This is a genomic window from Stenotrophomonas sp. TWI377, assembly GCF_039674525.1.
GTDB lineage: Bacteria > Pseudomonadota > Gammaproteobacteria > Xanthomonadales > Xanthomonadaceae > Stenotrophomonas.
Window position 1 is genome coordinate 62,909 of sequence record NZ_JBDJNT010000015.1, and the last position, 12,042, is coordinate 74,950.

The 12,042-nt window shown below is 59.4% G+C and carries 7 protein-coding genes; 2 read left to right on the forward strand and 5 right to left on the reverse strand.

The window, feature by feature from the left end; all coding sequences use genetic code 11:
• Nucleotides 1-52: 52 nt before the first annotated feature.
• Complete coding sequence (locus ABE546_RS13560) at nt 53-1,192, reverse strand: YncE family protein (RefSeq protein ID WP_346464061.1); 1,140 nt, start codon at nt 1,190-1,192, stop codon at nt 53-55.
• Nucleotides 1,193-1,411: 219 nt separating this feature from the next.
• Between ABE546_RS13560 and ABE546_RS13565 the strand changes: the two genes are divergently transcribed.
• Complete coding sequence (locus ABE546_RS13565) at nt 1,412-1,618, forward strand: hypothetical protein (RefSeq protein ID WP_046272879.1); 207 nt, start codon at nt 1,412-1,414, stop codon at nt 1,616-1,618.
• A gap of 27 nt (nt 1,619-1,645) precedes the next feature.
• On the opposite strand, the gene ABE546_RS13570 is transcribed toward ABE546_RS13565, so the two are convergent.
• The 4 genes from ABE546_RS13570 to aceE all read right to left on the reverse strand — a co-directional run bounded on the left by ABE546_RS13570 (nt 1,646) and on the right by aceE (nt 11,039).
• Nucleotides 1,646-2,881 carry a hypothetical protein gene (locus ABE546_RS13570; RefSeq protein ID WP_313211636.1) on the reverse strand — a complete coding sequence of 412 codons (1,236 nt, stop codon included), beginning with the start codon at nt 2,879-2,881 and terminating at the stop codon, nt 1,646-1,648.
• Complete coding sequence (locus ABE546_RS13575) at nt 2,871-4,850, reverse strand: DUF3578 domain-containing protein (protein WP_346464063.1); 1,980 nt, start codon at nt 4,848-4,850, stop codon at nt 2,871-2,873. Before ABE546_RS13575 ends, ABE546_RS13570 begins: the two co-directional genes overlap by 11 nt.
• A gap of 1,202 nt (nt 4,851-6,052) precedes the next feature.
• The gene (locus ABE546_RS13580; protein ID WP_346464065.1) at nt 6,053-8,164 is read right to left on the reverse strand and encodes a hypothetical protein; all 2,112 of its coding nucleotides are present in this window, start codon (nt 8,162-8,164) and stop codon (nt 6,053-6,055) included.
• Between the two features lie 187 nt (nt 8,165-8,351).
• A complete protein-coding gene (gene aceE, locus ABE546_RS13585) occupies nt 8,352-11,039 on the reverse strand; it encodes a pyruvate dehydrogenase (acetyl-transferring), homodimeric type (protein WP_346464067.1) in 2,688 nt (895 codons plus the stop codon).
• A gap of 469 nt (nt 11,040-11,508) precedes the next feature.
• Between aceE and ABE546_RS13590 the strand changes: the two genes are divergently transcribed.
• Entirely contained in the window at nt 11,509-12,012 is a 504-nt protein-coding gene (locus ABE546_RS13590) for a PadR family transcriptional regulator (protein ID WP_070471510.1), read from the forward strand.
• Nucleotides 12,013-12,042: the final 30 nt, after the last annotated feature.

The following is a 12,042-nucleotide window of genomic DNA, read 5'->3' on the forward strand; positions in this document are numbered from 1 at the left end:
AATACAGGACCGGCCGCGCGAGGCGGCCGGCCCTTGGTCCAGCTACAACACGTTACAGCGCAATCCGCGCAACAGATTCTTCGCTGCCCTTAGGCTCGCTGTCACCGTTCTTGACGGTCACGTACAGCACGTTCTTCTTGGCATCCAGCGCCAGACTGTTCGGGTGCGTCGGCACCGCGTACGTCGCCACCTGCTTGTAGCTATCGCTGTTGTATGCGGTGACGGTGCCACCATCGCGGTTGGTCACGTACAGGCGCTTGCGCGGTGCGTCCAGCAGGATGCCCAGCGGGCCGGCGTCGGTCGGGATGCTGGCCAGTTCCTTGCCGGTCGTGCGGTCCAGCACCAGCACGCGCTGGCCCGGATGCTTAGATTCGAAGCCCGAGCTGCTGGCCTGGTACTTGCGGATCATCTCCGAGCCCTGGTCGGTCACGAACAGGCGCTTGCCGGCCGGATCCAGCGCGATGTTCATAGGCTGCTCGGCACTGACCTTGAAGCGCTGCTCGACCTTGCCGCTGTCCGTGCCAACGGTGACGACCTCGGCCAGCAGGTTGGAGGTGTACACGCGCTTGGCCTTGGCATCCAGTGCCAGGCCCGGTGCCTTGGCGTTGCCCAGGCCCGGAATGGTGTTGATGACCTTCAGCGACTGCGTATCCACCACGAACAGCACGCTGCCCTCACCCGAATGACCGGTGACGTACAGGCGGTTGTTCGCGCCATCGACGACCAGCTCGCGCAGATCGTGGGTGTAGGCGGCCTTGCCGTCCTTGCCGACCTTCTTTTCCATCAGCTGCACGATGCCGACCGACTTGTTGGTAGCGGTGTCGACCACGGTGACCGAGGTATCGACGGTGTTGCCGACGTACAGGCGGTTGTTTGCATCGTCCAGCACCACACCGAAGGCCTTGCGCTCCAGCGGGATGGTGGTTTCGACGGCCAGGGTTTCCGGGTTCAGACGCAGGACCTGGGAGGGACCAGCGGCGTCACCGAAGCCGCCCGAGGAGGCGACGAACACGGCGTTCTGCTTGGGGCTGAAGGCCAGCTCATAGAGGCCCTGAGCGACGGCTTTACGCTGGACGGCGGTACTGCTGGCGGATGCGGTGGCCTGATCAGCGGCGAACGCGGACGGGGCGCCAAGGCTCAGGGAGATGGCGAGGGCCAGAGCGGCCGAGCGGATTACGGAATTGCGGTACATGCGAGCTTCCTTGAAGGGGCACGGGAGGGTGTCCTGGCTCGCTGGGCCGTACATGTGACGGCCGGCCCCGCATGGTGGTGCGTGGGATGGCTGGCTGGAATGCCGGAGAATGGTAGCAGGGTGTGTAGATAAGCGCCTGCGCAGGGAGTCGAAAGGCAGCAGTCGCAGCCTGTGGGATCGCTTCCGCGCATCCTTCGCCCTCTTTCGCGAGGTGGTTGGATGACCAAGATTGATGGGGAGTGGCTGCGGGCGTTTGATGAGGCAATGCAGGAGTTCTTTGCCATCGACCACTCGGACGCCGGAATGGATGAATCTCTGCTTGCGTGTTACATGGACCTTCCAGCGTGGGAGGCAGCGCTGGCGTTTGGGGAGGACTACGACTTGGTTCGGATGGACTCATTCTGGTCACTACGACGCCAGCCCTAGGAACTTGGCGCGGCTGAACTCGTAGGCTTACACGCTGATCCAAGTTCGGATCTCTTCAGCGAGCACGCCTTCGCTCAGCACAGGGTCTGTCCCAGATGACGCCACCCACGCAAACTTCCTCACCCGAATTTTTCCGATTGCGGCTGGCAAGGGTACCAAGCCATCCTCCCTGTGCCTGAAGCCGACGATGAAGCCTCTCTCTGCCTCAAAGCCAGATGCGAATGCCACGATCTGATTGAAGCTAGCACGGTCCCAGTCGCCGCCGAAGTACTTGTATTTGACGTCCCCCACGATGCGACCTCCGTCCACAACGAGATCTGGATTGAGCGTGATTCCACCTTCCGTCAACCGGAGCCCCCGCTTCCTGACATCAATCGGTGATAGCGCGTTTGCGAGAATGTTGCGCAATCCGCTCTCCACGATGCCTGGCGTTGGGATCAGGAAGCAGGTCCCCGCGACATTTCCCGCTTCCATGGATGCTCCTCGTGACGCCAGAACTAGCTTCGCAAGCGGCAGTACCCGTGAGTAGCGTGCATGCAGACGTGTCGCTTGGAATCGCCAGTCGGATTCACGTAGGACACCCACAGGACCCATCGCCAGTACGAGACGGCGCGCCTGCCGTCTCTGGGACAAGTCGATAGCCGGGTCCGCAGCAACGGCTGCACAGCTCGCCTTCATCAGGCGATTGATCGCCGCGTCTTCGTCTAGCTCTGAATAGGTGCAGTGAACCGCGACTCGACCAGAGAGGTTTGCCAGCATCGTGGGTACAGGCTGTACGGAGCCTCTCACCTCAGAGAGCTCATCCTCGTACTCGCTGTAGTCCCTATGCAGCCCAAGCCTTAGCACGCGCTCGGCTTCCGCCAGCAGCCATCTACAGACCAGTTCCCGCAATTCTTGCGAGCTGCCGATACGAGTTGGTGAATCATCCACTCTCGGCGCCACCTCAGACCTCCCCATGAGGTGGCAGAAGTGGCTCAGCGGGATCTTGGGCACAACCTGGAGCTGTAGGTCGCCCAAACGAACTACGCCCACTACGTTCCTAAATTTCACTAGGTGCGTGCCATTAGGCCGATACCTGACGCTAACCACTGATGCTTGTTCATCCGGGTTACCGCTACCGTCGGCATTCGTTTTGGACTTTGAGCCCCACCAGTTTAGGCGGCCGGCCATCCGACGACCAATTTCCTCTAACGCCTGGACCTGCTGATCTGATAACCGAACGGAGCATTCTCGATTTTCCTCGAGAACCACTTCAGTCAGCATAGTCAGGCCACAACTGGTTGACGCTCAGGGAACCCATGCCGTCCGGCTGATCGTAGTAGTACTCCTCAATGAGGGGCAACAGCTTTCGCATCCAGACTTCCCGTAGAACTTTTGGGGACATGTCATTGCGCATGAAGAAGGAATGGCCGATGGTGTGGTGTCGGTCCAGATCCCTTGTGAGATGCCCATTGAGCCTGGACAGCCCTTCTATCACGGCTGCTGAGGGTAGAGCTATGGAGCTGAAGTAGCGCTCCAGCATTTCCGCATCCGGTGCGAGCTCGAAAATCTCGAAACGGCGCCGCATCGCCGCATCTATGGAGCGAATGCTGCGATCGGCGGTGTTCATCGTTGCGATGAACATCAGGTTGGAAGGAAGCTTGAACTCTTTGGAGAGCTGGAGACTGATTGCCTGATCCCGATACTCAAGAAGATACAGAAGCTCGCCCATCACCCGAGGGAGATTTGCCCGATTTGCCTCATCCATGATGATGACGTAAGGGTGGTCTGGATCGTTGAGATGTCCCCCCTTGTGCATATCACGCACTACCTGCAGCACTACGCCAGCGGTCACATCGAACGAAACGCCCGAAGGACATGCTACTGGGCGCAAACCTTCGATGAATGCCTCGTACGTGTAGCTGGGATGGAACTGCACCAGTCGCACCGCACCCTTACGACCGTTGGTCAGGTAGGTTGCAAGCTTCTGGGCCACCCAGGTTTTACTTGTGCCGGGTGGGCCCGCCAGAATCAGCTGTGGCTGACTCCCGCGCAGACAATCGATCATGCTGCCAAGTGCTTCTTCGGTGAGGAGCGTCTCAGCCGCCAACCATGACATGTCCAGATCCGGTTCGGGCTCGGCTGAAATGGTCGATTCGTCCGCGCCGGCAGCATCTCGGCCGTCATCGGCGCCGGGGTATGAGTCTATGAGTCTCTCGTAAACGTAGCCGAATGCATTTTGATTCACCACGCTGAGAGATGTAGAGAACCCGTCTACCAGGTCCAATTCTTCTACCGGGAATGGGGCAATGGACTCGATGGCCTCGACTTTGAACCACGTCTTGTAAGCGCCGTTGGCGCTATCGTTGAATCGATTTCCTTCGTCGTGGGTCCCCGGTAGCGCGGGCCATGGATTGGCCATTCCATCCGCAGACGGCGCGCAGCGGAGCGCGCCCACGCGCGCCCTGGCGACGATCTGCCGCCTGCCGCCATTGATGTAAAGCGTGAAACCTCTGGAGAGCTCGTCACGAACGCCCTCTCGGAGCCTGAATGTCCAGCCGCTCGCCCATCCACCATTGCTGTCTATGCTCTCTCGTACAGAGCTAAAGTCCCGAGAGATTGTCCCCCATGTCCCCACGAGGGCAACGCGCCTTTCTAGCCCTGGCGCCACCCGGTCCTTGTGAGCATCGACGACTGCGCCGTAAGCCTGCAGAGCAGCGTCGAGATCGGCGATCAGCGATTCATCGGAGGGGAGTTCATCCACACCGTAGTACTTGGACGCGATCGTCGACGCTTCATACATACGCGCCTTGCTGCCCTTGGAGCGGAGATCTATGCCCGCGGAGAAGTCGAAGCCCGCTTCAGCAAGGCTGGGAATGAGAGTCCTCAGCCCATCTGCGCGGTCATTGAGCTTCCTAACAGCCTCCCTGCGATGAAGTGACTCGAGCTCGGTGACTCCTTGGGCGAGAGTAAGGTAGACCCCGTCCCCTGCCTCGCTGAAGAGATAGACCACATAGACACCACGCTGAGTGGTGGTCGTCTCTCGTCGATCAAGGATTGACAGCCAAGGGATCGTTGCCCAGTTGCCCTTGCCGTAGCTCGCTACCACCTTTAGGTGCTCGTTGCCGGCAACAGTCGGAATGCTCTCGACTGCCTCTCTTAGCTCCCGAAAGACTTCTGAGACTTCATTCTCTCCGCCAAAGCTGACTTCAGATCGCGCCTGCTGGTACGTGCGAAGGATCGTGCCAAGCATGCCCCTTAGGTCCTGGGCTTCTTGGCCTGGCAACTGATCTGTCATATGAAGCTCCTAGCCGCTGTCTGGTGGCCGCGCAGGAAATGGGCCAATTGCGTCACAGTATCGGAACGCCATAGCCTTCATCAATGACCCTTTGGCTTCGCCACTGTATTCAGACACCCGATACGTGAAAATATCTGGCATCTTCCTCACCAGTCGAGAAATTGGATGCGCACATCAAAACTCACCGAGACGCAGATCATCTCGATCCCAAGCAGGACGGTGCCGAGCTAGCGGTGAAGGGCCCACGCCGCCAGTCCGGCATCGGCGCAGCGACGTCTTAGCGGCGGAGGAGCAAATGCGGTGGGCTTAAAGCATCCGAGCTTCGGCGCGTTAAGGATCTTGAAGGTGAGAACGCCAGGCTCAAACCTATGTCCGCGGAGATGGCGCTCGACAGCCCAGCAGCATCGAAGGAGCTGATCGCAGAGGGTCTGTACGGCCGGGTCAGAAGCCTGATGCTGTGAGTCTGCTCACCGACGTGCATGCACGGTCCCGGAGCGGGTCGTGCGGTTACATGGGTATGTCTCGTGCGGCATGATATTTGCCGCCACCAGATTCGACTGCGCTTGATGCGGAACTGATCTCCGCCCTGGTCAAATCGGTCGAGGAGCAGCCCAGCCGAGGTTTCTGGAAGTACAGGCTCAACTCCGCAAGAAACGACCGGACTCGAATCCGATGCGCATCTATCGCGCGTGCAAGGCGACGAAGCTCAACATGAGAAGCGCTGCTAAGCGCCGTCTGCCAAAGCGCGAGCGGGTGCCGCTGAATGCGTAGCGCGCCTACGCGGTAGCTGCGTGGGGGCGGGCGTAGGGATTTCGCTTCGGGCGCGCGTCATCGGGTTCGACCTCCCACGGCGTAAACATGTTGGACCTCCTGCAGGGCTTGCCCTTGCCGGGATGGCAAGGGCGTCGTGAGGTTAGAAAGCGTCTAGTAGCGACCGGCTGGGGTATTTCAACGAGGGGGCTGTAATAGCCACCTCCGACAAAGGAACATCCAACGTTCTGTGATCAGAGGATTTTCTACAATCCGATGAACACCATGCGCGATGGTCCGGAAGATGGGAGATCGTCCGCTCCTGTTGATCTATCAAGCTCATAGATGCCGCGTATAAAATTGCTAAATCCATTCACAATTTTTCGCAAATTAGCACCATATTAAAGCTACCGATCAGCAGCCCTTCTAAGCTCCGAAATTGCGATTCTATCCTCCCTAAAATACCATCGAGAAAACTTAACTAAGGCATCCTCTGCGAATCGCAAAAACACACCAAGGGAAAGTATCGATATAACCGCGCCCCCCACCCTCATCCACATTGCTGCATCCTGACTGATGGCGGCCATTATAATAATGGCCGCCAAGAGCAGAATCAGAACCTTTACTCTCCTCACAAGCCCATTGCTTTTTTCACTGTATGCAAGTTCCAACTCACTAATGCGCTGCTTTCTTTCAGTCCTTTCAGCGACAGCATTGGCCTCAGCCTCTTCATTCCGTCGCTTTTCAGCTTCAAGCTCCAGCCGCAACTGAACAAGCTCTGCATTGACACCCTGAATCTGGCCCTCTTTCTCCCCCACTAGGCGTAGGCCAGAAGCCTTCTCCTGCTGCAAAAGTCGCTCTACGTCATTGATTTTGGTCGACGTCTCTTTCTCGACGGCTGAGGCGTGGGCCTCCGCGGCCTCGGCACGCTCTATCGCAGGGGCAGCAAGTTCCGCTCTCATTTCCTCGATCAACTCGATTGATTTATCCCTATCAATCAGATCAAGGTCCCCAGCCGTTAGGCGCATTACGCAAAGGCTTGCTCGACTATCGGCCATGAGCACTTCAAATTCTTGCCTAAGCTCCGGCGCTATTCCTTCGAGCATGGATGAGATTCGAGAAATTAACTCCCGTTTTGGGAGCACAGCCGCAGAGCAGTTGGCGATGAGTCGCCTTCTAGACAACTCCACCCCCTGCATGCCGCTCACGAACCAGAGCACCCCAACAATCTGGCCGTCAGTGGCAATAGTGAAGGTCGGACTTGGCCCACTGCGTCCGCGAGATAGAACACGATTAACTCTCTTGCACAGAACTGAGTTGCGAGTGATGAATATTGAACCCGAATCAAAAAGCGAGCCAGCTTCAGACCGTTCCCCTTTAAGTCTCGCAACCGCGGCAACACTTTCCGCATCTCTAACACGCGCATCAAGATGCTCATGAAGATCGCCAATTGCATTTCTTACCTGATCGACACGCTCCTCCGGGAACCACTTAATAAACCGGGCCTCTCGATACAACTCCGCTCGCATTACGGTGAATCCAAGATCGGTCACTCGCTCGCGCAAGTGATCTCGGATCAAGGTCGCATTTAACCGCTTTCCATTCTCAGTCTTGAATCGATGTGCCATGGGGCCATACCCTTCCCCCCTTGCACTTGCCTCAAGAGTTGCTTGAATGGTTTGCCGCATCTCTTCGAGCGAGTGATCGAAAATTGCGAGCATCATTCCGGAACTTTTCGCGATCTCCAGTAATCCTGCCGCGTACTGGCGGTGGGCTGGAGAGTTCAAATCAAGCAAATCTAGCACCAGAGGCGCATCAAGCACAATTCTTAACTGCTTCTCACCAGTTTGTGGCCTAACGGGGACCGCCAGACCTGCAACAGCATCTGCAATTAGAGATCCGTATGAAACTAGCGATATCGAATCAAATATCGAAGGTGCATTTGCTTCAGAATGCAAGATGAAAGATGCAACCAGATAGTCCAGAAAAGCCTCATCCTTTGCATTAAAATCTACCGCAGCAACACCCATCATTTTGCGCAGACGGCTATTCTTATCGCCGTCGTTTTGAACGAAGATTGACGCGAATTCCGGCCTGGCCAGTCGGGATAGCATTGCCTCTTCTAATACAGCGTTATCGAATATTTTTCCATATTCGGACGCTCGAACCACTGCCCACTCGACGAAGAAATTTATTGTGTTCTCAACCTGCGCCTCGGCAATTGGCTCCGCGGCCCATTCGAACTCAGCTACAGCGTAGCTGGTTCCGGTATTTCTATCATGGCTCCGCACAAGCAAGCCTAATTCTTCCATTCTCTCGGCTAGCGCACTCGCTACGAAAGCGCTCATCTGGAGACCATAAGCCTCTGTAAAATCGGCAGAGAACTTTTCTGGATTGAACAGCTGCCCTTTGCAATCCATAAGCAGAGGAGCGAATAGCGGCTGCAGGCCCCGTAAGGGATCGCCAGTCTTTTCGTACTCCTCTGCGACAAGCGCAAACGCTACTAACTCCTTACTCATTACAGCCCCCTGTAGATGAAATGGGCGACTTCGCCCGCTCATCGGTCAATTAGAAAGATCGATACTACCCAGTTGGATAGCTCCAGCCAATGGACCACGTTGCTACACATGAAAGCAGAAGAGGGCAACTATGGAAAAGAAAAAAAGCGGCCATTCGGCCGCTTTTTGTTGAACCATGTCCTAAGCCTCAAACCCCGACAGGATTAGCCTTCTCAGGATCAATCTTGTACTGCTTGATCGCCCGGGCCACATCCTTAGCCGTCATCTTCCCTTCCTTCGCCAGCGCCGCAATCGCGGCATGCGCGATGTAATACCGGTCAACCTCGAAGAAGCGACGCAGATTCGCACGGGTATCCGAACGACCGAAGCCATCCGTACCCAGCACCGTGTACGACATCGGCACGAACGAGCGGATCTGGTCCGCGTACGCACGCACGTAGTCGGTGGCGGCAATCGCCGGGCCCTGGCGGCCTTCCAGCAGCTCGGTCACGAACGCCTTGCGCTGCTCGCCTTCCGGGTGGAAGCGGTTGTAGCGCTCCACGTCGAAGCCGTCGCGGCGCAGTTCGTTGAAGCTCGGGCAGCTCCAGATATCGGCGGTCACGCCGAAGTCCTTGTCCAGCAGCTCGGCCGCGGCAATGGCTTCGCGCAGGATGGTGCCCGAACCCAGCAGCTGCACGCGCAGCTCGCCCTTCTTCGGCTTGCCGGCGTCGGTGAGCAGGTACATGCCCTTGACGATGCCGTCGGCCGCGCCTTCCGGCATTTCCGGGTGGGTGTAGTTTTCGTTCATCAGGGTGATGTAGTAGTACTCATCAATCTGATCTTCCATCATGGCCTTGGTGCCGTGCTGCAGGATCACCGTCACTTCGAAGCCGAAGGTCGGGTCATAGCTGCGCACGTTCGGGATGCCACCGGCCACGATATGGCTGAAACCATCTTCGTGCTGCAGGCCTTCACCGTTCAGCGTGGTGCGGCCGGCGGTGCCGCCCAGCAGGAAGCCACGGGTACGCATGTCGGCGGCCTGCCAGGCAAGGTCGCCCACGCGCTGGAAGCCGAACATGCTGTAGTAGATGTAGAACGGCAGCATCGGCACGTTGCTGACCGAGTAGCTGGTACCGGCCGCCATCCACGAGGCAATGGCGCCCGGCTCGCTGATGCCCTGCTGCAGTACCTGGCCGCTCTGGTCTTCGCGGTAGAACATGAGCTGGTCGGCATCGACCGGCTTGTACTTCTGGCCGAACGGCGCGTAGATGCCGATCTGGCGGAACAGGCCTTCCATACCGAAGGTACGGGCTTCGTCGGCCACGATCGGCACGATGTGCGGGCCCAGTTCCTTGTCGCGCAGGGTGATGTTCAGGCTCTGCACGAAGGCCATGGTGGTGGAGTAGCTGCGCTCGCCGCTGCTCTTGAGCAGGCGCTCGTAGCTTTCCAGCTTCGGTGCGTTGAAGCTCTTTTCGGCCTTGCGACGGCGCTGCGGCAGGTAACCCCCCAGGGCGGCGCGGCGTTCCTGCAGGTACTTCACTTCCGGCGAATCCGGGCCCGGGTGGTAGAACGGCACCTGGCCGTCGGCCAGCTGGGCGTCGGTCACCGGGATGTTGAAGCGGTCGCGGAAGTGGCGGACGGCGTCGTCGTCCAGCTTCTTGGTCTGGTGGGTCGGGTTCAGTGCTTCACCCGCGCTGCCCATGCCGTAGCCCTTGACCGTCTTGGCCAGGATCACGGTCGGCATGCCCTTGGTGTTCACGGCCTGATGGTAGGCGGCGTACACCTTGTGCGGATCGTGGCCACCACGGTTGAGGCGCCAGATGTCATCGTCGCTCAGGCCGGCGACCATCGCAGCGGTTTCCGGGTACTTGCCGAAGAAATGCTCGCGGGTATACGCGCCACCGAAGGCCTTGCAGTTCTGGTATTCGCCGTCGACGGTTTCCATCATCAGCTTGCGCAGGACGCCGTTGGTGTCCTTGGCCAGCAGGGCATCCCAGTAACCGCCCCACAGCAGCTTGATGACATTCCAGCCGCCGCCACGGAAGACACCTTCCAGTTCCTGGATGATCTTGCCGTTGCCACGCACCGGGCCGTCGAGGCGCTGCAGGTTGCAGTTGACCACGAAGATCAGGTTGTCCAGGCCTTCGCGGCCGGCCAGCGCGATCGCGCCGAGGGTTTCCGGCTCATCGCTCTCGCCGTCGCCGATGAAGCACCACACCTTGCGGTCGGACTTCTCGATCAGGCCACGGTTTTCCAGGTAACGCAGGAACTGCGCCTGGTAGATCGCGGCGAGCGGGCCCAGGCCCATCGACACGGTCGGGGTCTGCCAGTAATCGGGCATCAGCCACGGATGCGGGTAGCTGGAGAGGCCACCGCCGTCGACTTCCATGCGGAACTTGTCCAGCTGGGCTTCGTCGATGCGGCCTTCCAGGAAGGAACGCGCATAGATGCCCGGAGCGCTGTGGCCCTGGATGAAGAGCAGGTCGCCCGGGTGGTCTTCGCTCGGGGCGCGCCAGAAGTGGTTGAAGCCCACGTCATACAGCGTGGCGCCGGAGGCGAAGGAGGCGATGTGGCCGCCCAGGTCGCCCGGCTTGCGGTTGGCGCGCACAACGGTCGCCATCGCGTTCCAGCGGATGATGGAACGAATGCGCCATTCCAGTTCGGCGTTGCCCGGGCTCTTGGCCTCCAGGGTCGGCGCGATGGTGTTCACGTACTCGGTGGTGGGAGAGAACGGCAGGTAAGCACCCGAACGACGGGTCAGTTCCACCATGCCTTCCAACAGCTGATGCGCGCGCTCGGGGCCCTCGACATCAATAACGGCCTTCAGCGACTCGATCCATTCCTGGGTTTCCACAGGATTCGGGTCGTTGTTCAGCACCTCGTTCAACCAGTTCATTTGCGCTCCCATGACCGCACGCACGCGCGCGACTGTTTTAGATTTCTAGCCGCAAAGTGTAGCGCACCAAGGGGTTTGCTTACTTCGCTACGGTTGCGTATGGAACCATCCAGGCGTGTCCGGAAGGACAGCAGGCGACAGCGCGAGGGCCGCGTCGGAAGGTTCCACGCTGCATTTCAGCCTGCCCGGCGGCGATGACACCGGCGCGTCAGCAGGACACCGATGGACAGCGCAGGCGCTGCGGCGCAGGCGATTGGCGTGGATCGTGCGCGACGCCGGGGCGTTTGAACGCGCATCGGCGTGGATCATCGGTACCGTTGGGAGGCGGCAACCGAGTGCAGTGTTCCATCACAAGCACGCACCGTCGCACGCTGGATTCACCTGAACGCATCCCTGCCATGCGTGCGCCACGGCTGGCCGAACCGGAGTTTTCGATATATCGTTCCGCCACTGCATTCGATATATCGAAATGACCTCTCCGCGCGACCTCGACCGCCCTGCCCGCCCGCTGACCGCCCGGCCGCTCAGCCGCGGCGACCTGCGCCTGCTGGTGCTGTCCCTGCTCGCCGACCAGCCCCGCCACGGCTATGAGCTGATCCAGCTGATCAGTGACATGTTCGTGCGGGTCTACACACCCAGCGCGGGCTCGATCTACCCGGTGCTGGCGCAGTTCGAGGCCGCCGGCTGGGTTGGCGCGGTCGAGGACGGTGGGCGCAAGCGGTATGCGCTCAGCGCACTGGGCCTGGCCGAACTGGAGGCACAGCGCGACGAGGTCGATGCCGCGGTGCACCGGGTACGCGACAGCGCGCGCACGATCACCAAGGCCAACCTGCCGCCGTCCGTGCGCGATGCACTGCGCGAGCTCAAGCACGCGCTGGGGCTGTGCCACGGCCGCTGGCAGGACGACAACGCCGCGGCCGTCGCCGAGGCGCTGCGCGAGGCCGCCGCGCACATCCGTGCGCAGGGCCGCTGACCTCCCATCTTCGTTTCAGACCCAGCCAGC